The 20892-nt window shown below is 68.7% G+C and carries 20 protein-coding genes and 3 pseudogenes; 11 read left to right on the top strand and 12 right to left on the bottom strand.

Annotated elements, in window-relative coordinates; translation table 11 throughout:
- Positions 1–39: 39 nt before the first annotated feature.
- A pseudogene (locus M3330_RS03130) lies at positions 40–412 on the top strand (SDR family oxidoreductase).
- A 36-nt stretch (positions 413–448) separates the two neighbouring features.
- On the top strand, positions 449–1630 hold the full coding sequence (locus tag M3330_RS03125) for a S9 family peptidase (RefSeq protein WP_039586891.1): 1182 nt from the start codon (positions 449–451) through the stop codon (positions 1628–1630).
- A gap of 9 nt (positions 1631–1639) precedes the next feature.
- On the opposite strand, the gene fdhD is transcribed toward M3330_RS03125, so the two are convergent.
- A complete protein-coding gene (fdhD, locus tag M3330_RS03120) occupies positions 1640–2470 on the bottom strand; it encodes a formate dehydrogenase accessory sulfurtransferase FdhD (RefSeq protein ID WP_019289053.1) in 831 nt (276 codons plus the stop codon).
- Between the two features lie 300 nt (positions 2471–2770).
- On the opposite strand from fdhD, the gene M3330_RS03115 reads away from it, so the two are divergent.
- A complete protein-coding gene (locus M3330_RS03115) occupies positions 2771–4108 on the top strand; it encodes an ammonium transporter (protein ID WP_006551153.1) in 1338 nt (445 codons plus the stop codon).
- Between the two features lie 84 nt (positions 4109–4192).
- Here M3330_RS03115 and M3330_RS03110 read toward each other — a convergent pair whose 3' ends face one another.
- From M3330_RS03110 to M3330_RS03065, 10 genes and pseudogenes are all read right to left on the bottom strand, one after another.
- Positions 4193–4840: an XRE family transcriptional regulator gene (locus M3330_RS03110; RefSeq protein WP_024100581.1), complete on the bottom strand. Its 648-nt coding sequence runs from the start codon at positions 4838–4840 to the stop codon at positions 4193–4195.
- Positions 4841–4968: 128 nt separating this feature from the next.
- The gene (locus M3330_RS03105) at positions 4969–6159 is read right to left on the bottom strand and encodes an FAD-binding oxidoreductase (RefSeq protein WP_006551155.1); all 1191 of its coding nucleotides are present in this window, start codon (positions 6157–6159) and stop codon (positions 4969–4971) included.
- Positions 6160–6216: 57 nt separating this feature from the next.
- Positions 6217–6777 (bottom strand): HutD family protein, encoded by a 561-nt coding sequence (locus M3330_RS03100; protein WP_024100582.1) that lies wholly within the window; start codon positions 6775–6777, stop codon positions 6217–6219.
- Positions 6778–8007, bottom strand: coding sequence for an allantoate amidohydrolase (locus tag M3330_RS03095; protein WP_006551157.1), 1230 nt, complete (start codon positions 8005–8007; stop codon positions 6778–6780). It lies immediately after the preceding gene.
- A 46-nt stretch (positions 8008–8053) separates the two neighbouring features.
- Entirely contained in the window at positions 8054–9382 is a 1329-nt protein-coding gene (locus tag M3330_RS03090; RefSeq protein WP_006551158.1) for an FMN-binding glutamate synthase family protein, read from the bottom strand.
- Between the two features lie 46 nt (positions 9383–9428).
- Positions 9429–10127 carry a protein glxC gene (locus M3330_RS03085; RefSeq protein WP_255026955.1) on the bottom strand — a complete coding sequence of 233 codons (699 nt, stop codon included), beginning with the start codon at positions 10125–10127 and terminating at the stop codon, positions 9429–9431.
- Positions 10128–10180: 53 nt separating this feature from the next.
- Positions 10181–11068, bottom strand: a complete 888-nt coding sequence (locus tag M3330_RS03080; RefSeq protein WP_247848854.1) for a glutamine amidotransferase — start codon at positions 11066–11068, stop codon at positions 10181–10183.
- Between the two features lie 46 nt (positions 11069–11114).
- Entirely contained in the window at positions 11115–12494 is a 1380-nt protein-coding gene (gene glnT, locus M3330_RS03075) for a type III glutamate--ammonia ligase (protein ID WP_247848855.1), read from the bottom strand.
- Between the two features lie 202 nt (positions 12495–12696).
- Positions 12697–12975: pseudogene (locus tag M3330_RS03070) on the bottom strand (acyl-CoA dehydrogenase family protein); the annotation flags it as partial.
- 36 nt (positions 12976–13011) lie between these two features.
- Positions 13012–13299 (bottom strand): annotated as a pseudogene (locus M3330_RS03065) (amidase family protein); the annotation flags it as partial.
- A gap of 377 nt (positions 13300–13676) precedes the next feature.
- Between M3330_RS03065 and M3330_RS03060 the strand changes: the two are divergent.
- Genes M3330_RS03060 through M3330_RS03025 form a run of 8 tightly spaced genes read left to right on the top strand, consistent with a single transcriptional unit; the run spans position 13677 to position 19956 of the window.
- Positions 13677–14054 carry an ethanolamine utilization protein gene (locus M3330_RS03060; protein WP_006551167.1) on the top strand — a complete coding sequence of 126 codons (378 nt, stop codon included), beginning with the start codon at positions 13677–13679 and terminating at the stop codon, positions 14052–14054.
- Positions 14055–14074: 20 nt separating this feature from the next.
- Positions 14075–14575: a dimethylamine monooxygenase subunit DmmA family protein gene (locus M3330_RS03055; protein WP_255026951.1), complete on the top strand. Its 501-nt coding sequence runs from the start codon at positions 14075–14077 to the stop codon at positions 14573–14575.
- Complete coding sequence (locus M3330_RS03050; RefSeq protein WP_255026949.1) at positions 14575–15570, top strand: PDR/VanB family oxidoreductase; 996 nt, start codon at positions 14575–14577, stop codon at positions 15568–15570. Before M3330_RS03055 ends, M3330_RS03050 begins: the two co-directional genes overlap by 1 nt.
- Complete coding sequence (locus M3330_RS03045) at positions 15567–16592, top strand: DUF3445 domain-containing protein (RefSeq protein WP_255026947.1); 1026 nt, start codon at positions 15567–15569, stop codon at positions 16590–16592. The genes M3330_RS03050 and M3330_RS03045 overlap by 4 nt, the downstream gene beginning before the upstream one ends.
- Positions 16589–17065: a dimethylamine monooxygenase subunit DmmA family protein gene (locus tag M3330_RS03040; RefSeq protein ID WP_039586906.1), complete on the top strand. Its 477-nt coding sequence runs from the start codon at positions 16589–16591 to the stop codon at positions 17063–17065. The genes M3330_RS03045 and M3330_RS03040 overlap by 4 nt, the downstream gene beginning before the upstream one ends.
- A gap of 24 nt (positions 17066–17089) precedes the next feature.
- The gene (locus M3330_RS03035) at positions 17090–18070 is read left to right on the top strand and encodes a DUF3445 domain-containing protein (protein ID WP_019289064.1); all 981 of its coding nucleotides are present in this window, start codon (positions 17090–17092) and stop codon (positions 18068–18070) included.
- A gap of 59 nt (positions 18071–18129) precedes the next feature.
- Entirely contained in the window at positions 18130–19341 is a 1212-nt protein-coding gene (locus M3330_RS03030; protein ID WP_255026946.1) for a winged helix DNA-binding domain-containing protein, read from the top strand.
- A gap of 9 nt (positions 19342–19350) precedes the next feature.
- A complete protein-coding gene (locus M3330_RS03025; protein WP_006551174.1) occupies positions 19351–19956 on the top strand; it encodes a GNAT family N-acetyltransferase in 606 nt (201 codons plus the stop codon).
- Between the two features lie 22 nt (positions 19957–19978).
- Here M3330_RS03025 and thiD read toward each other — a convergent pair whose 3' ends face one another.
- Positions 19979–20770 (bottom strand): bifunctional hydroxymethylpyrimidine kinase/phosphomethylpyrimidine kinase, encoded by a 792-nt coding sequence (gene thiD / locus M3330_RS03020; protein WP_006551175.1) that lies wholly within the window; start codon positions 20768–20770, stop codon positions 19979–19981.
- Positions 20771–20892 lie beyond the last annotated feature (122 nt).

Genomic DNA, 20892 nt, shown 5'->3' with positions numbered 1-20892 from the left:
AAGTTGGACGGGCGGGTGGCGATCGTCACCGGCGCCGGGATGGGGATCGGCCGCGGATTTCGTCCCGACCGACGTCACCGACCGCGAACAGGTGCACGCCATGGTGGATGCCGCGGTGCGCGAATTCGGCACTGCGCAGCACGACCGTACTGCGGCTCGGGAATGGGCGCCGAAACAGGTGTGCTGCAACGTGATCTGCCCCGGCGTGCAGAGCGCGGCATACCGACGGGTGGCGGCGGCCGACCCGCAGATGGCCGCCACGCAGGCCGCGGCGAACCCGATGGGCCGCATCGGCGACCCTCTCGACGACATCGGCACGGTCGCAGCCTTTCTCGCGAGCGACGACTCCCGCTATCCCACAGGCAACACGCTGTTCGTCGACGGCGGTAGCCACGTCAACGGCGTGCAGTGAGCGCCGAACGTGGACTGACATCCCAACGGAGGATTCATGCTCTCTCGTACTTCCCGGCGTGTGATGGCAGTACTCGCCGCAGCGTCGATGCTCGGCATCACGTCCTGCTCCGACTTCGGCGACGACGCCGAGGAGACTGCCGGGGGACCCGGCTCCCTCGTCACCGAACGCACCCTCACCGGTACGGCGGCGCTTCCCAGCGCGTCGCGAACGCATCTGATCACCTACCTGTCCGATGGTGCCGATCGGCGCCCCACCCTCGTTTCGGGCACGGTCGCGATCCCCGAGGGAGAAGCGCCTGCCGGAGGCTGGCCCGTGATCAGCTGGGCGCACGGCACCACCGGGGTCGGTGACGCCTGTGCGCCGTCCGCCGACACCCCCGGTGGTCCCGCCCACTCCTACATCAGCAGGACGACTGCCATGCTCGACCGGTGGGTCGCAGACGGCTACGCGGTGGTCCAGACCGACTACGAAGGCCTCGGCACACCGGGCGGACATCCCTACATGAACGGAGACAGCGCAGCCGACAGTGTCGTCGACATCGTGCGTGCCGCTCGTCAACTCGATCCGGCTATCGGCACCCGATGGATCGCGATGGGACACAGTCAGGGCGGGCACGCCGCGCTGTATGCGGCGGCTCGTGGCACGGAACGCGCCCCTGAACTCGAACTGCAGGGCGCGGTCGCCTTCGCCCCGGGCAGTCGCACGAGTGAGACGGCCGAGTACTACGCGACCGCCGGACCCGCGATCGGTCCGGCGCTCGGGTTCCTGCCGGTGCTGCTGCTCGGAGCGCAGGCGGCGGACCCGAGCATCGACGCCGACGCGATGCTCACCGACGCCTCGCGCCCCTTGCTCGACGCCGCGCGCACCGGGTGCATGGACGACATCCGCGAGGTGGCGAGCACGGTACCGGTGGATCAGGTGTTCGCTCCGGATGCGGACCTCGAACCGCTCCGTGAGTACTACGCCGGTCAGGAGGTCGAACCGCTCACCCTGAGGGTGCCGACGCTCGTCGTGCAGGGAAGCGACGACGCGCTGGTACTGCGTCCGGTCACCGATCAGGTGACCGCGGCGCTGTGCGGCAACGGAGCCGACCTGAGCTATCGGGTATACGACGGAGCCGATCACCGAGCGGTACTCGAGGAGTCCGTCGACGACGTGCGGGCGTTCGTCGACGGAGTACGCGCGGGCGAGGCGCAGGACGGCACGTGCGGTTGATGCCGCCGATCAGTCGGTCTTGATGCGTTCGGGGACGGTGTAGACGTTCATCGTGTCGCCGCGGAGGAAGCCCACGAGGGTGAGGTCGGACTCCGCGGCGAGATCGACGGCCAGCGACGACGGCGCCGAGACCGCCGCGAGCACGGGGATCCCGGCCATGACCGCCTTCTGCACGAGTTCGAACGAGGCGCGTCCGCTCACCATGAGCACGCTGTGCGAGAGCGGCACCCGGTTGTCGGTCAGGGCCCAGCCGATCACCTTGTCGACGGCGTTGTGCCGGCCGACGTCCTCGCGCAGGGCCAGCAGCGCCCCGTCGGGGGTGAACAGTGCGGCCGCGTGCAGACCGCCGGTCGACTCGAAGACCTGCTGGTGCCGACGCAGCGTGTCGGGCAGTTCGGTGAGGGTGTGCGTTCCGATAGAGGTGGTGCCGGCATCCTTCAGTGGATATCGCGTGCGCGTGCGCACCTCGTCGAGCGAGTTCTTCCCGCACACCCCGCACGCGGAGGTCGTCGTGAATGCGCGTCGCCCCGTCCCTTCGGGGACGGTGACGCCGGGCGCGAGGGCGACGTCGAGAACGTTGTAGGTGTTGGCGCCGCTCTCGTCCACCCCGTCGCAGTAGCGAACGGCGGCGATGTCCTCGCGACTGCCGATCATCCCTTCGGCCAGCAGGAATCCGTGGACGAGATCGACGTCGTGACCGGGGGTGCGCATCGTGATGGTGAGCGACTCACCGCCGACCCTGATCTCGAGCGGTTCCTCGACGGCGAGGGTGTCGGGACGTCGCGTCGCCCTGTCCGCAGTGATGCGCAGTACCGGTCGACGTGTCGTGACCCGTCCCATCGTCTACCTCCCAGATGCGTGCAGCGGTTCGAGCCGTCGTTCCCGCGGAACCCGGGCAGGGCAGGGATACCCGGGTGGCACAGGTTGTGCACACCGCGGGATGCGGCGTCTCGTCCTCCATACTGCCTGCCCGGACGCAACGGCATCCCCGTCCGGTGAACGGCGGTGGCGTTACACGAAGTTCACCCGCGCCTCGCAGGGACATTACAGAGTGGGTCCACTCTCAGGGGACGGTGATGAATGTGGGTCACCGACTGACGTAGGGGTCGTGGACCCCGGGATCGAACAGGGTGGACTTATATGGAACAGGCACTCGCGGCCGCCGATACCGCCTGGGTTTTGGCGGCGTTCACAGCAGTCGTACTGATGGTTCCGGGCCTGGCGCTGTTCTACAGCGGCATGCTCGGAGTCAAGAGCGCGCTCAACATGATCATGATGGTGTTCGGTGGATTCGCCGTCACAGCCGTCCTGTGGGTGCTGTTCGGTCCGGCCGCCGTGCTCGGTGACAGCGTCGGGGGCCTCGGCCTCATCGGCGATCCCTTCACCGACATCGGTCTGGGCTCGCTGCTCGAGGAGGACCCGGACGGAGGGATGCCCGCCGCACTGACCGCGGCCTTCCACCTCCTCTTCGCAGGCATCACGGTGGCGATCATCGCCGGTGGTGTCGCGGACCGGATGAAGTTCTCGGCGTGGCTGGTGTTCTCGGGCATCTGGGTCGTCCTCGTCTACTTCCCGGTCGCGCACTGGGTCTTCGCCTTCGACGACGAGGAAGCGGGCACGAAGGGCGGATGGATCGCCAACACGCTCGCCGCCCACGACTTCGCCGGCGGCACCGCCGTGCACATGAACTCGGGTGTCGCGGCGCTGGCACTCGCCATCGCACTCGGTCGCCGCCGTGGATTCCCGCACGTGGCACGTCCCCACAACCTGCCCCTCGTCGTGCTCGGTGGCGGAATCCTGCTGTTCGGCTGGTTCGGCTTCAACGGCGGTTCGGCGGGCGGCGCCAACCACACGGCCGGTGTCGTCGTCCTCAACACGCTCGTCGCCGCGATGGCCGGCCTGCTCGGCTGGCTGATCGTCGAACGCATCAAGGAGAAGCACGCGACGACGCTCGGTGCCATCTCGGGCGTGATCGCCGCACTCGTGGGCATAACGCCCGCAGCGAGCCTCGTGTCCCCGCTCGGTGCCCTGCTGATCGGCGTGGTCTCCGGTGCCGTCGGCTGCTTCGCCGTGAGCTGGAAGTTCCGCATGGGCTACGACGACTCACTCGACGTCGTTGCCATCCACCTCATGGGCGGCGTCGTAGGCACCACCCTCATCGCCTTCGTCGCGACGGCCGCCGCGCCGGCCGGTGTCGACGGTCTGTTCTTCGGCGGCGGGATCGACTTCCTCGGACGCCAGATCGTCGCGATGGCCGCGGTGTTCGCCTACTCGTTCGCGGTGACCTTCCTGATCGCGAAGGCGCTCGACAAGATCATGGGCATCCGGGTCGACACCGAGACGGAGATGCGGGGCATCGACGTCCCGGTCCATGGGGAGACGGCCTACGTGATGGACTCGTTCTCACCCACCGGTCCGTCGACGCTGCGTCCCGAGGCGTTCGCCGAGGATCGCGACGTGATCGTGCCCAAGTCCTGACCGGCGAGCTTCACCGATCGAACGGCAGGAGCCCTCACCGCACCGGGCGGTGAGGGCTCCGTCGTGTTCACGGTTGCCGGTCGTTCACGGCTGGTGATTGTCGGGATACGCCGTGACGGCGAGGAACCGGATGGGCAGCTTCAGCAGCTCGTTCGGTCCGTGCAACCCTTCGCCGTCGAGGAGCAGGGCGTCGCCCGGTTGCAGGTGGTACTCGGAATCGCCGTGGCCGTAGAGCATCTCGCCCTCGAGCATGTACAGCAATTCCGTGCCGGGATGCTGGAAGAGCGGGAAGACGTCGCTCGCATCGGTGAGGGTCACCAGCACCGGTTCGAGTCTCTTGTGCTGTCCCCGCAGCGCGCCGAGCAGTTCGTAGTGATGGCCCACCCGCGTACCGCGACCGACGATCTCGGCGCCGTGCCCGTTCTTGGTGAACACCGCGTCGCGGTGCGCGTCCGCGCCCCGGAAGAGCGAGGTGACGGGGACGTCGAGGCCGACGGCGAGCCGGGCGAGCGTCGACAGACTGCACGAGGTCTGGGCGTTCTCGATCTTCGAGAGCATCGCCTTGGAGATCCCCACCTTCGCGGCCATGTCGCCGACGGACAGGCCGCTGGCCAGCCGCAACGACCGCACCTGGTGGGCGATCGCGCGCTCGAGATCCACACCCGTCGGGGTGCCGCGCGGAACTTCGCGTCCGGAATCGTCGTACAAGACGGGACGATCTGGGCTGGCCATCTCGTCAGCGTAGCGTGTGTCCACCGGTGGTGAACGCCGCAATGCAGACATGGCGGTGCCCTCCACAGATCCGGACGACAGGGATCCGGCCGGGTCCGTGGAGGGCACGAGTGCTGAGTAGGTGGGGATCAGCGCATCTCGCCGGCGCCTTCGTAGGGGTTGAGACTCAGGAGCAGATCACCCTCCTCGAAGCGGGAGAAACGGAAGTCGTCCGGGTTCACGTTCGGAAGGTCGGTCTTCCCGTCGATCAGCAGGTCGGCGACCAGCTTGCCCACCGCGGGGGAGATCTTGAATCCGTGCCCGGAGAATCCCGTCGCCAGGAACAGACCCTCGACCGGTGCCGGACCGATGACGGGGTTGTAGTCCTCGGTGACGTCGTAGGCACCGACGTACGAACTGGTGATCCGCGGGTCCGGCATGTCGGGAAGGCGGTTGCCGAGCTTCATGATGTTCTTCTCGATCGTCGAGTCGTCGGCGCGGTTCACGTACTTGTCGGGATCGATGTACTGCGGCGTTTGATGATCGGAATTGCCCACCAGGAGTTCACCGTTCGGCTCACGGCAGATGTACTGCAGACCCGCCAGATCGGACAGCACGGGCACCTCCGGGGTCGGGACACCCTGGTCGACGAGAACCAACTGCGCGCGCTGCGCCCGGACGTCGATGTCGACGCCGACACCGGCGACGAGTGCCGGCGTCCACGGTCCCGCCGCGACGACGACCTGCTCGGCGTGCACCTCGGACCCGTCGGCGAGAGTGACGCCGTAGACCCGGCCCGCGGCGTTCTGCAGCAACGACACCACCGGGGTGCTCTGTCGGATCTTCACGCCCATCCGACGTGCCGTTGCACCGAACGCCATTCCCGCCATGTAGGCCTCGCCGCGACCGCCGAGCGGTTCGTAGGCGAACAGGGCGAAATCGTCGAGGTTCAGGCCCGGCCACAGTTCGGCCATCTTGTCGTGGGAGATGAGTTCGGTGGCGATGCCCAGGCCCTGCATCATCTCGATGTTCGCCTCGAGCGGCTTGACGTTGTTCTCCGCGACACCGACGACGTAACCGCACCGGCGGAATGCCATGTCGTCGCCGAAGATTTCGGTCGCCCTGGTGAAAATATCGACGCCGTACCAGGACATCGCGGCCAGCGAAGGGGTGCCGTAGTGGCACCGCACGACGCCGCTCGATTTACCGGTCATGCCCGAGCAGAGGGTGTCGCGCTCGAGGACGAGGACGTCGGTTTCGCCGCGGTCGGCGAGGGAGTAGGCGATGGCCAGGCCTTCGAGGCCGCCGCCGACGATCAGAAACTTGGTCGTATCCGTCACCTGAGGATCCTTTGTTCGGTCGGCCTCCGAATCAGGAGGTCGGTGGGGGAGTCGATGTCAGAGGGAGGAAGTGGGTTCGATGCGGACCAGTAGTCCGGTGGCCGACGAGCCTCGTAGGGTGACGGCCTCGCCGCGGATCAGGACGCAGTCCCCGGGCGCAGCTCGTTCGGTACCGGCCTGCACCGAGCCCGATCGCACGTAGAGGGCCGTGACACCATCTGCGGCGGTGTCGCACACCGTGTCGAGCGCGAAGTACCCGACGGCCGCAGTGGCGCCCCCGCGCTCGGTCATGACATTGAATGCACGGGTGGCGCCTCGGGGGACGCAGTGGGGCGCGTCCTCACCGGCGAACGAGTGTGGACGCCACGGATCCAGCGAACGGGGTCCGTGGCCCGAGTCGAGGTCGGCGCCGTGCTCACCGATGACGGTGAAGATCCGTTCCGTGCCGGGAAAGGCCGAGAACTCGCTGGGCTCGGAGCCCAGCTCGGCCACGCTGATCCGCCACAGTGGACGGCCGGAGGGGCCGTCGGGTCCGGTCGCGACCTCCTCCGTGATCCCGGCGCCGTTGCGCCAGGGCACCCGCCGCCGCTCGCCGGACCGGATCACCTGCGCGGCCACCTAACTGCCCGTCGTCCAGTCCGCCATGATGTCGGCCAGCGCCTGCGCTCCGATATTGCAATCGTCGGCCTCGGCGAACTCGTGCGGTGAATGCGAGACACCGGTGGGGTTGCGCACGAACAACATTGCGGTGGGAACCTTCTCCGAGAGGATGCCCGCGTCGTGTCCCGCCTGGGTGGGCAGTACCGGGATGTCCCCGAGATGCGACAGCGCGCGGCGCAACCGTTCGCGCGGTCCGGCCGGGAACTCGACGATCGGGGTGATCGATTCGGCGAAGACATCGAGTCCGATCTCGTCCGGCAGGCAGTGCTTGCGGGCCTCGGCCTCGATCTCGGCGACCAGCGTCGTCAGGGTCTCCTCGTCCGCGGCGCGAGCGTCGAGCCAGGCCTTGATCTCGGAGGGGATCGCGTTGGCCCCGTTGGGCAGCACCTCGAGTTTGCCGAAGGTGGCGACCGCACCGGCCGCCGCGGCACACGAGCGGGCGCTGTGCACCGACGAGGCGTAGGCGAGCATCGGGTCGCGGCGGTCCACCAGGCGCGTGGCTCCGGCGTGGTTGGCCTCACCGGTGAAGGTGAACTGCCATCGGCCGTGCGGCCAGATCGACGACGCGACCGCGACCGGTGCATCGACGAGGTCGAGGGCCCGGCCCTGTTCGACGTGAAGTTCGACGTACACCCCGACCCGGTCGACGAGGGTGGGGTCGGTGCCGATGTGTTCGGGCACACGACCGGCGCGGGTCATGGCCTCGGCCAACGTTATTCCGTCACGATCACGCAGGCCGAGCGCACGCTGCGGAGCGAGCGCCCCGGTGGTGAGCTGACTGCCCACGCAAGCCACACCGAAGCGGGCACCCTCCTCGTCGGAGAACGCGGTGATCGCGATCGGCACGGTCGGGACGATGCCGCGCTCACGGACCAGATCGACCGCGGCGAACGCCGAGACCACGCCCAGTGGTCCGTCGAACGCGCCGCCGTCGGGCACCGAGTCCAGGTGCGAACCGGTGACGAAGGCGTCGGTGGGATCGCCTTCCCAGCCGACGGGGAGCCACCACGCCCACAGGTTCCCGTTCCGGTCCTCTTCGACGTCCATGCCGCGCTCGGCGGCGCAGCCGCGGAACCACTCGCGGAGAGTGAGATCTGCTTCGCTCCAAGCGAATCGACGATAGCCTCCGGTCGTCGGATGCTTACCGACATCCAGGATCGATGCCCAGAGCGTGTCGAAGGCGGTCATATCTTGTGTCCTCTCGGGAAGTGCGGTGGCAGGCCTGTCGCCACGGTCAGAAGGCGCTGCGGCCGGGGATCCAGTCGGTGCCGGCCAGGGGCACCCGAGCCATCGCGGCGGCCTCCATCGTGACCGCGACGAGGTCCTGCGGTTCGAGATTGCGCAGGTGCGACTTGCCGCACGCCCGGGCGATGGTCTGGGCCTCCATGGTGAGCACCCGCAGGTAGTTCGCGAGGCGGCGGCCACCCTCTACCGGATCGAAGCGGGCCTGCAGGTCGGGATCCTGCGTGGTGATGCCGGCGGGGTCCTTGCCGTCCTGGAAGTCGTCGTAGAAACCGGCTGCGGAGCCCAGCTTCTCGTATTCGGCCTGGTACTTCGGATCGTTGTCGCCGAGGGCGATCAGCGCGGCCGTGCCGATGGCGACGGCGTCCGCGCCGAGGGCCATCGCCTTGGCAACGTCGGCGCCGGAGCGGATACCGCCGGAGACGATCAGCTGCACGCCGCCCGGGGTGCGGTGCACACCCATCTCCTGCAAGGCCTGCACCGCCTGGGGGAGCGCGGCCAGGGTCGGGATGCCGACGTGCTCGATGAAGACGTCCTGGGTGGCAGCGGTGCCACCCTGCATCCCGTCGACCACCACGACGTCGGCGCCGGACTTCACGGCGAGCTTGACGTCGTAGTAGGTGCGGGTCGCGCCGACCTTGACGTAGATCGGCTTCTCCCAGCCGGTGATCTCGCGCAGTTCGAGGATTTTGATGGCGAGGTCGTCGGGGCCGGTCCAGTCGGGGTGTCGGCACGCGCTGCGCTGGTCGATGCCCACCGGCAGGGTACGCATCCCCGCGACCCGCTCGGTGATCTTCTGCCCGAGGAGCATGCCGCCGCCACCGGGCTTGGCGCCCTGGCCGAGCACGACCTCGATGGCGTCGGCCTTGCGGAGGTCGTCGGGGTTCATGCCGTATCGCGACGGAAGGTACTGGTAGACGAGGTGCTTGGACTGCCCACGTTCTTCCGGGGTCATGCCGCCGTCGCCGGTGGTGGTGGACGTGCCGACCTCGCTGGCGCCACGCCCGAGGGCCTCCTTCGCGCGACCGGACAGCGCACCGAAGCTCATTCCGGCGATCGTGACCGGGATGTCGAGGTGCAGCGGGTACTTCGCGTTGCGGTCGCCGAGGACGACGTCGGTCTCACACTTCTCGCGGTAGCCCTCGAGTGGGTAACGCGACATGGACGCGCCGAGGAAGAGCAGGTCGTCGAAGTGGGGAACCTTGCGCTTGGCACCCCAGCCGCGGATGTCGTAGATGCCGGTCGCGGCGGCGCGCTGGATCTCGTGGATGACGTTGCGGTCGAAGGTGGCCGACTCACGCAGTCCGGGCTGGAAGGTCATGGAAGTCTCCTCGGGGGTCGAGCGGGCGGAAGAACGTCGGGGGCTCTCAGTAGGCCGAAGCGTTGTCGACGTGGAAGTGGTAGAGCTGCCGGGCCGAGCCGTAGCGGGTGAACTCGGCCGGGTCGGCGTCGAAACCGGCCGCGTCGAGCAGTTCCTGCAGTTCGGCGATGTGCTCGGGGCGCATCTCCTTCTTGACGCAGTCCGCGCCGAGCGAGGCGACGCTGCCCCGCACGTAGATCCGCACCTCGTACAGTGAATCGCCCAGGGCCTCACCGGCATCGCCGAGGACGACGAGTCGGCCCGCCTGTCCCATGAAGGCGCTCATGTGCCCGATATCACCGCCGACGACGATGTCGACGCCCTTCATCGAGATACCGCAGCGTGCGGCGGCGTTGCCTTCGATCACCAGCAGCCCGCCGTGGGCGGTCGCACCGGCGGACTGCGAGGCGTCGCCGGTGACGCGCACACTGCCCGACATCATGTTCTCCGCGACCCCGACGCCGGCGTTGCCGTCGATGGTCACGTGGGCGTGCTGGTTCATCCCGGCGGCGTAGTAGCCGACGTGGCCGTCGATGCGGACGTCGATCGGCCGGTTCAGGCCGCAGGCGAGTGCGTGCGCGCCCTGCGGGTTCACCACCTCGACCGAGGCCGGTGCCTCCGTCGCGTGCAGTGCCGCATTGAGTTCGCGGGTGTTGGTCGTCGTCAGGTCGTAGGTGGCGGTCGGGAGCAGGGTCTCGGTGGTCATGATTGCCTCCGGGGAACGAGGTCGGACAGCGGAATCGGGAGTTGTGACGGCGATCAGCGTTGCCACACGTAGACCCGGTCCGGTTCGGGTTCGAAGATGCGGGCGTCGGCGATGCCGGGAAGTCCCGCCAGGGCGCGGAATTCCGAGGCCATGGCGACGTAGGCGTCGCACTCGGCGACGATCGCGGGCTTGCAGGCGATCGGATCGCGGACCACGGCGAAGGAATCGGAGGTGGAGACCAACAGGGTGTAGAACCCGTCGAAGCGCTCGCCGAGGAGGCGCAACGCCTTTTCGAGATCCGCGCCCTCCGCCAGGTGCTTGGCCACGAAGCGTGCGCCGACCTCGGTGTCGTTCTCGCTGTCGAACACCACGCCCTCGTCCTCGAGTTCGCGCTTGATCGACAGGTGGTTGGAGAACGAGCCGTTGTGGACGAGGCATTGGTCCGGTCCGACGGCGAAGGGATGCGATCCGGCTGCGGTGACGGCGGATTCGGTGGCCATGCGGGTGTGGCCCACGCCCTGCCATCCGGATGCGGCCGGCAGGCCGAAGTCCTCGGCGAGGACACGCGGATCGCCGGTGCCCTTGAGGACGGTCACGTCGTCACCGAAGCCGATGACGGTCGCCGCGGGTGCCAGTGCGCGGACGGTGTCGGCCAGCAGGGGCGCGGGGACGGGAGCGTGCAGCACGGTGGTGGGGGCGAGGTCGAGTGCCCGGATGGTCACGCCCAGTGCGTCGCCGACGATCGTGGCGAGGTCCGAGGGTGCGTCGAGCACCGAGACCGACGACTCTCCGGCGGGGGAGAAGACCGGGTTGCCGTAGACGGCGACGCCCGCCGAATCCGGTCCGCGGTCCACCATCTGCCCGAGCATTCCGGTGAGCAGGCTGCCCAGCCGGGATTCGAGCGAGGTGTCCCGCAGATGAAGTCCGACGATTCCGCACATGGTCGTCTCTCCTGTTCGATGGGGTAGGGAAGTAGGCGAAGGTTTCTCAGAAGGCGGTCAGGTAGCTGTCGATCTCCCACGGGGTCACGGTGTTGTGCCAGTGGAAGAACTCCTCGCGCTTGAGAGAGGCGAAGTAGTCGGCGACACTCGCGCCGGCCGAATCGAGCGCGCCGGAGACGACAGGATCGGCCTGGAGGGCGTCCATCGCGTGCAGCAGGGTCATCGGCAGTGTCTCCGTGGAACCGCCGGTGCCGGGAGTGCCGGGGTCGAGATTGCGTTCGATGCCGTCGAGGCCGGCAGCGACGGTCGCGGCAGTGGCGAGATAGGGGTTCGCGGAACCGTCGCCGCCGCGCAGTTCGACGCGGTTGGAATCGGGGACCCGCAGGTAGTGGGTGCGGTCGTTGCCGCCGTAGGTCGCGTAGCGCGGCGACCAGGTGGCGCCGGAGGACGTGCTGGTCGCGCCGGTGCGCTTGTAGGAGTTGACCGTCGGCGCGATGACGCCCTGCAGAGCACAGGCGTGCTCGAGGATGCCGGCGATGAACGAGTAGGCGGTCTTCGACAGGCCCAGGCCGCGCGGGTCGGATGCGTCGGGGAACGCCGAGGCACCGTCGCTCCACAGCGACAGGTGCATGTGCATGCCCGAGCCCGTGCGGTCGGCGAACGGCTTGGGCATGAAGGTCGCGGTCATGCCACGCTGCTCGGCGAGCACGGAGATGAGGTAGCGCAGGGTCACGACCCGGTCGGCGGTGGTCAAGGCGTCGGCGTACTGGAAGTTCTGCTCGAACTGACCGTTGCCGTCCTCGTGGTCGTTAGCGTAGTTGCCCCATCCGAGGGTGTTCATCGCCGAGGAGATCGACGTCAGGTGCTCGTACATGCGGGTGACGTCGCGGGCGTCGTAACAGGGCTGACGGGAGGTGTCGAGGGCGTCGGCCGTGCGCAGCGTTCCGTTCTCGTCCTTGTTGACGAGGAAGTACTCGATCTCGGCGCCTACGTTGACCTCGAGGCCGAGTTCGGCGGCCTGTGCCAGCACGGACTTGAGGATCACACGCGGTGCGTACGGCCAGGGCTTGCCTTCGACGTGCGGGTCGCAGTGGACGAGAGCGAGGCCTTCGCGCACGAACGGGATGGGCGTGAACGACGCGGCGTCGGGGATGGCGACGAGGTCGGGATCCTTCGGGACCTGGCCCATCGACCCGGCGGCGTAGCCGGCGAACCCGACTCCCTCGGTCTCGAGCTCACCGACGGATTCGACGGGAACGAGTTTGGCGCAGGGTTTTCCGGACAGGGTGGTGAAGACGGCGAGGATGTAGCGGGTGCCGGCGGCATGGGCGAGTTCGGTCAGGCTGGGGGATCCGGAGGTCTCGGGGGACCGGCCGTTCGCGGACGGGAGGCGCAGCACGGACGTGTCGGTGGCTTCCAGCGTCATGGGGGCTCCTCGGTTCGACGAAGTTTCACTGTAGGAATCGCTGTCGAATAGAAGGAAACACGGTATCCATGACGAGCGTGTTACGCAACCGTGAGATCGCGGTGACGCTTGGCGTGGAAACCGCCCTGTATGCGAACGACAAACAGCGGCGGGACGGTCGAAGGACCGTCCCGCCGCTGCGATGTTCGTGTGAGCGAGGGTTCTATCGGAGACCGAACGAGTTCCCGATGATGTCGCGCTGGATCTCGTTGGTTCCGCCGTAGATCGTCGCGCCGAGGGCCGCGCGCACGTGCTGCACCATGTCGAACTCGGTGGAGTAGCCGTAGCCGCCCATCATCTGCATGCACTCGAGGGCCGTGTTCTTGGCGACCTCCGTCGCCTCGAGTTGGGCCATCGACGACGCCCGCGCCAGACCCTAGGGGTCGTCGAAGGCGCGTTCGGCGACGCCGAGCATCTGGGCGGCGAGGATCTCCGTCACGATGCGGGCGTCGTCCACCGTCCAGGCCGGCGGGCCGGCAGTGACGAAATCAGTCATCGCGCGGAAACCCCGTTCGTCCGCGCACGATCCGGTGGTCGGCATGAACCCGACGAGTCCGCTGAAGGCCGACGGGATGCGGATGGACCCGCCGCCGTCCGAGCCGAGCGCGATCGTCGCGAGACCGGCGCCGACGGAAGCCGCGGCGCCACCGCTCGAACCGCCCGGCGTACGGGACGGACCCCACGGGTTCCCGGTCTCCCGGCCGAGCAGGTTGTCGCTGGTCGCGCACTGGCAGAACTCGGGTATGTGGGTCTTGCCGGGCATCACCGAGTCCGCGGCGCGCAGCCGGGCGACGGCACCGGAGTCGGACCGGGCGATCCGCCCGCGCTGGGTCGGCCTACGTCTGGTACGCGCAGGACGCCCTGCAGGAGACGCCCATACCGCTCGAACGGGCCGCAGAGATCGTCACGCGTATCTGGCATCGCGCCCTCTTCGATCCCGGCCGCTGACGGATGTTCCGTCCGGCTCCGGGGAACCTCCTCGAGGGACCGGATTCCCTTGCCCTCGAGAGGAATCGGTTACGCGCGTTAACAGAACTGCAACCATCGCTGCGTTTCTTCCCATTATCGTCTGTTTCACGTCAGCGATCGACGTTCTCGTTGCACACCGCGCGTTCGCGCATTCCTTCCCTTTGAGGAGTTGCCATGTCCGAGACCACCACCGTGCCCGCATTCCGAGTGACCTCCGGTTTCTGGAAGAACCTCCCGCAGATGTCGGTCGACGAGTTCCCGGGAACGAAGGGCTACATCGACGACGTCCACCCGAATCCCGAAGGCTGCCCCATGGCCTCCGGCTACTTCCGTCTCGAACCCACCGAGGCGCCCCTCGACTACACCTACGAATACGACGAGATGAAGGTCGTCCTCGACGGCGAGTTCCGCCTCGAGAACCTCGACACCGGCCAGGTCGAGATCGCCCGTGCGTACGACGCGATCTTCTTCCCCAAGGGATCCCGCATCCGCTTCACCACCCCCGAAGGCGCGCTCGCCTTCTACGTCGGCCTCCGCTCCTTCGCTCCCTAGGAGATGCCGTGAACGTCTGTATGGACACCACCAGTGTGCCGAGGTGGGACGAGGAACGGAGCATCGCCGGCGGGGGACGGACCTTCACGATCCTGTCCTTCGGCGACGAGGCCGCCGAGCAGGCGCGGAATCTCTTGCTGTCCTTCGACGGTCGGCGGGTGGACTGGATGCGTCTGCCCGCCGGGTGGGGCGACACAGCTGCCCGCGTCCTCCGACGGCAGCTCGACGCCTCCCGGGTCGGCTGCCGACTCGTCCTCGTCGGATCCGAGGCCGCCGTCCTCGCCGCAAGGGCCGTGGCGGTGGCCGGCGGGCTCGTCGACGAGGAGATCATGCCCGTCCCGATCGACACCGCCGACCGCGCGGTCTACTGCGCACACTGTCACACCACCCATCTCGCCGACGTCGAGGTCGGCCGGTGCACCACCTGCCCGAACTGCCGCGCGGAACTCGTGGTCTACCACCATGTCTCGCGTCACCACGCGGCCTACCTCGGCTACATGATCGACGCGGAGGAACGCTGATGACCCTGATGTCCGACAGCCCCGCAACGAACGTGCCGTCCGGCGCCGGCCTGGTGCTGGCGGTCGACGAGGTCACCGCACTGACCCCGACCGTGCGGCACATGCGGCTGGTCGCGTCCGACGGCGCACTCCTGCCCTCCTTCACCCCGGGCAGTCACATCGTCGTGACCTGCGGAACCGGGCCGGAGGGGCAATCCCGCCGGAACTCCTACTCCCTCACCGGACCCGGTTTCGAGCCCGACCACTACGGCATCTCCGTACGGCTCGAGGAGGACGGCCGCGGTGGCTCCCGCTGGATCCACTCCCTGCGAGCGGGGGACAGGGTGCAGGTGAGCACCCCGCGCAGCGCCTTCGCCCCGGTCCTCACCGCGCGGCACCACCTGCTCGTCGCCGGCGGAATCGGCGTCACCCCGATCCTGTCCCACGTCCGCGCCGCCGTGCAGTGGGGCCGCTCGTTCGAGGTGCACTACGTCCACCGGGAGGGCGACGCCGCCCACCTCGACGACCTGGAGCAGCTGTGCGGCGACCGCCTCCACCTCCACACCGGCCGCGACGGCTTCTGGGAGCATATGGGACCCGCGCTGCTGGACCAGCCGATCGGCACCCACCTCTACGCGTGCGGCCCGGCTGCGCTCATCGACGAACTCACCGACCGTGCCGGTCGCGCCGGCTGGCCCGGCGCCCGCGTGCACTACGAGCACTTCGGGGTCGGCGACCTCGACCCCGGCGAACCGTTCACCGCACACCTCACCCGCAGCGGCGTCGACGTGGACGTCGCCTCGGGTGTCAGCCTCCTCGAAGCGCTCGGATCCCGCGGCATCGCGGTCCCCAGCCTCTGCCGTCAGGGCGTGTGCGGGGAGTGCCGGCTGCCCGTGGTGAGCGGCGACATCGAACACCGCGACCTGTATCTCGGCGCCGCCGAGAAGGAGGCCGGAGACTGCCTCATGCCGTGCGTCTCCCGCGCGAACGGACCCCGATTGGAGCTGGATCTGTGAGTACCACGATCGACCTCGAGGCCCTCGGCGACAGCGCGGCGATCCCCGACCGCATCGCCCGCTTCCCGTTCCCCTTCCCCCGCGACACCTACCGCTACAGCACCAACGTCGAACCCGCCGGCAGTGTCGTGGAGACACCCGTCGGGGGATGGGGGACCCACCCCGTCGACGTCGACGGCCGGTACCGGGAGGATCTCGCCGAACGCACCCGCATCCTCGCCGAGGACCCCACCCGGTTCCAGGCTCTGCCGCACATGGAGATCGCCCAGTGGGACGCGATGCTCACCCTCATGCGGATGCTCACCGACGCCCACCCCGAGACGTTCTCGCTCGACGGGGACGGTGCGGCCCGGCGATTCACCAACCGGGCACTCGGCGTCGAACAGTCCTTCGTGTTCGGTGATCCGTCCACCCTGCCCGAACCACCCCTGCTGTTCGTCGGCAGGCACCTCCAGGAGGACGTCGTGCTGCTCGACCAGCGTGAGGGTGCCCTCTGGGGCGACGCCGGACTGGTGACCTTCGCCGCCGACTGGTCGCTGCGCTTCGACGTCGGCATGAGCTTCCTGCAGATCCACGGGCCCGTCCCGCGCGTGCACACCGAAGGGGTCATCCCGCGCGCCCAGCAGTTCCTCATGGGCCTGCAGCCCGGCCGGCAGTACCGCCGCACCAACTGGTCGCTCAGCGTCGACCGCCTCCTCGACCAGTCCACCGAGACCTATCCCGTGTGGGGACGCGACCGGCGGCTGCTCGCCGAGGGGCCGCTCGAGGACGTGGGGCGCCGGCTGAACCTGCGCGTCGAGGTCCAGCACCTCGTGCGCCTCGGTGTCTCCGGCGCGATCATGTTCCTCATCCGCACCTACCTGCTGCCCTTCGAGGACATCGCCCGCGTACCGGAATGGGCCGAGCGGTTGTGCCGTGTCCTCGAGGAGCTGCCCGAGGATATGGCCGACTACAAGGGCATCACCCGCACCCGCGAACCGGGGGTGCGCTGGCTCCGCACCTACGGGGGTGTGCGGACGTGAAGGCCTCCGGATTCGTCCACGGCGACCCACCCGCACTCGACCGTGCCGGTCGCGCCTTCCTCGTCCTCGCCGCGAGCGACTGCGAACTCGCGCGAAAGGCGGTGCGGCACTGGGTGGCCGACGCCTCCGAACTTGGACGCGACGCCGCCGCCCTCTACGACCCGACACCCGGTCGCGCCGCCGAAGCGGTCGCCGCGCTGCGGGCGGGATCACGCATCCTCGTCGCCGGTCCGGCCGCCGAGGCCATGGCCTACACCGCCGCCGCCCGGCAGGCCGGCGCCCTGCCCTGCGAACTCATCACCTACGTCACGTCGACGGTGACGCTGACGGTTTTCTGCCCCCACTGCGAGACGACACAGCGGGCCGACGCGCGACCCGGCGACAGGATCTCGTGCGCCGGGTGCGGGATCTCCCTCGAGATCCGCCCGCACCTGTCGAGTCACCACGGCACCTATCTCGGAGCCGTCGCCTGACAGAACCGACCGGAAGGACCGAATGTGACCGTTACCAGCGACCTGTCCTATCTCCCGTGGCCTTTTCTCGAAGGTGAGAACAGATTCCGCTACGGGGTCAACGTCGAACCCGCCCGCCGCCGCGTCGACACGTTCGCCGGCGGCTGGGGCGAACACATCGTCGACCTCGGACCTGACTACGTCGAGATGATGGCCCTGCGACAGGGGATCCTCGAGCGGGACCCGCACCGGGTCCGCTACCTCCCGCACATGACCCCGGCCTCGTGGGACCTGCTGATGTTCTACTTCCGCGAGATGGCCGCGTCGTATCCCGACCTCATGACCCTCGACCGCCTCGGATCCGGATACCGTTGGCGCAACCAACCTCTCGGAATCGACTGCACCTTCGTCCCGGGTGATCCGGAGACGCTGCCCGAACACCCGCTGGTGTTCGTCGCCTGCCAGATCCCCGACGACGTCCTGCTCGTCACCGAACGCGACGGCCACCTCTACTTCGACGCCGCCGTGGTGACCTCCTCCGCCGACTGGTCGGTGAAGTTCGACATCGGCATGAGCATGCACGAGATCCACCGTCCCGTACCCGGTCTCACGCGCGACGGGGTCACCGACCGGGCCGAGCAGTTCCTGCGCCGGCTCACCGCCGACCAGCCCTACCGACGGGTGAACTGGACCTTCTCGGCCGTCGGCTCGCGGCGCCGCGACACGAGCCTCGAGACGATGCCCGAGTGGATGGACGACATCCCCCGCCTGATGGCCGAGAAGGACTGGGGGAGGATCCAGCTGCGCATCGAACTCGAGCACCTCATCCGGCTGCCGACGACCGGTGCGATCGTGTTCAACATCCGCACCTACATGGCACCCCTCGCCGAGATCGCCGCCTACCCGCAGTGGGCGTACCAGCTCGCCGACATCGTCGAGGAGCTGCCGCGCGAGATCGCGCAGTACAAGGGCATCGACGAGTACCGGATGGAGGCGATGGCCTGGCTGCGCGAACGAGCAGCCTGAGGCCGCGGGGCCCCTTCACCGCGCGCCCGAGGTCGGTGGCCGGTCCTACGATGACGGCCATGGCCGCACCCAGGATCGACGTGGACGAACGCCGGGCACGACTGGCCGTCCGGCACCGGTTGCATCCCGCCCACCGCGCCCCCGACGCCGTCGACGCGGCGACGTCCCTGGTGTGCCTGCACGGCACCGACCCGGCGACCGTCTACCTGTCGGCGTGGGCACGTGTGGACGGGTTCACCGTGGCCGACCTCGACAGGGTGCTCTACGACGACCGCACCATGGTCAAACACATGGCCATGCGGCGCACCGTCTTCGTCGTCCCGCGCGACACCCTCCCGGTGGTGCAGGCCGGGGCGAGCGCCCGGGTTGCCGCCGCACAACGGCGCACGGTCGTCAAGGACGTCGTGAAGGCCGGATTGCACGACGACGGCGAGAGCTGGCTCGACGAGGTGAGCCGCCACATCCTCGCCGCCCTGGCCGACGGGCGGGAGGCGACATCGAGCGAGCTCAAGGCCGAGATCCCGCTCCTCGACGGCGCGCTGGAGTTCGGTGCCGGCAAATCCTGGGGTGGGCCGGTCACCTTCGCGCCTCGCGTGCTCACGGTGCTCTCCGCCGAGGGGAAAGTGGTCCGGGCGTCGAACAAGGGGTCGTGGCGGGTTTCGCGCCCCACCTGGACGACCACCGAGTCGTGGCTGGGCTCGGCCGTCGACCCCGTCGACGAGGCGACGGGTGTGCGCGAACTCGTGCGGATGTGGCTGCGCGCATTCGGTCCCGGCACCGAGGGGGATCTGAAATGGTGGCTCGGCTCCACCCTCACTGCCGTCCGCGCGGCCCTCGCCGAACTCGACGTGGTGGAGGTCGATCTCGACGGCCGTCCCGGCTACCTCCTGGCCGACGACGTGGACGAGCCCGCTCCCGTCGAACCGTGGGGTGCACTGCTGCCCGGTCTGGACCCCACGGTCATGGGGTGGACCGAACGCGAGTGGTATCTCGGGCCGTACAAGGAGGCGCTGTTCGACTCCAACGGCAACGCCGGTCCCACCGCCTGGTGGGACGGACGGATCGTCGGCACGTGGTGGCAGACCGACACGGGAGCGGTGAGCCTGCATCTGCTCGAGGACATCGGCGCCGAGGGCACCGCGGTGCTACGCGAGGAAGCCGCCCGCCTCGACGACTGGCTGGGTGGGGTGCGGGTGATGCCGCGGTTCCCCACGCCCCTCGCGAAGGAACTGGCGACGGAAGGCAGGTCGTCGGGCACGTCTTCGTCGTAGGCTGCCGACATGGCCGTCGAACCGAGAACCGCCACGCGCCGCGACATTCCGGTCTTCGCTCGGGTGATCGCCGAGGCGTTCTTCGACGATCCGGTCTTCGCGTGGATGTTCCCGGACGAGGAGCACCGTATCCGCCGCATGACCCGTTTCTTCGCCGCCGACGCCCGCCACCACATGGTGCCGTTGGGAGCCACCGACATCGCCGAGTCCGATGGGACCGTCGGAGGCGCGGCGATGTGGGCGCCGCCCGGACGATGGCGCACCGATGCGTGGACCTCCCTCCGCCTCCTGCCCGGCTTCTACGCCGCGCTCGGCCGCTACATGAAGCGGGGAGGGCAGGTCAACGTCACCCTCGACGCGGCGCATCCGGACGAACCGCACTGGTACCTGTCGACGATCGGCACCTCACCTGATGCGCGGGGGACCGGCCTCGGCAAAGCCCTGATGAAGGCCGGCCTCGACCGCGCCGACGCCGAACACGCCCCCGCCTACCTCGAGTCGAGCAAGGAATCGAACGTTCCCTACTACGAGCGGTTCGGGTTCGAGGTCACCCGCGCCATCGTCATCCCCGGTGGTGGGCCGACCCTGTGGGGGATGTGGCGGCAGCCGCGCTGACGGGATGCTTCCCGCCTTCGGATCAGGCGCCCTGCCAGACGGTGTCGAACGGGGTGTTGGCGGACACGCGGCCCTTGATCCCGGTCGTGACGAAATCCTTCGCGCGGGCCGCGGCGTCGGCGACCGACGCGCCCTTCGCGAGTTCGGCGGTGATCGCGGCGGCGAGGGTGCAGCCGGCGCCGGAGACACGCTCGTTGCCGACCTTCGGTGCCGTCAGGAGGGTGACCTCGGAGCCGTCGAACAGCACGTCCACGGCGTCCTCGCCGTCGAGTTCGACGCCGCCCTTCGCGACGACGTACTTCGGGCCGAGGTCGTGGATGCGACGCGCCGCCTCGATGAGCTGGTCGACCGAGGTGATCTCGTCCATCCCGGACAGCGTCCGTGCCTCGAACAGGTTCGGGGTGACGACCGTGGCGTGGGGGAGCACCTGCGCGCGCAGGGCGTTGTCGGTGTCGAGGGCCGCGCCGGCCTCCTGGCCCTTGCAGATCAGGACCGGGTCGAGCACGACGTGCCGCCAGTCCTGCTTCTCGAGTCCCTCGGCGACGACGTCGATCGTCGCGGGCGTGCCCAGCATGCCGATCTTCACCACGTCGAGATTGTGGGCGGCGGTGGCGGCCTCGATCTGCTCGGCGATCACGTCGGCCGGGACGGGGAAGAAGCGGTGGCCCCAGTTGTTCTTCGGGTCGAACGAGACGATGCACGTCGTGGTGCCCACCCCGTACACACCGAGCTGCTGGAACGTCTTGAGGTCGACCTGCAGACCGGCGCCACCGGTCGCTTCCGAGCCGGCGATGACGTATGCGAGGTCGACCATGTGAGTGCTCCGTTCGGACTGGGTGACGGCGTTGCCACGGGATGTACCCGCCGAACGACCAGGTTACAGACGAACTCGGTGCCACCTTGCGGACCGCCCACCGCCGCTCCCGATATCGTCCA

The organism is Rhodococcus sp. GA1, assembly GCF_024321955.1.
Classification (GTDB): domain Bacteria; phylum Actinomycetota; class Actinomycetes; order Mycobacteriales; family Mycobacteriaceae; genus Rhodococcus; species Rhodococcus pyridinivorans.
Note: the sequence above shows the minus strand (reverse complement) of the source record. Positions and strands in the feature narration are given on the sequence as shown.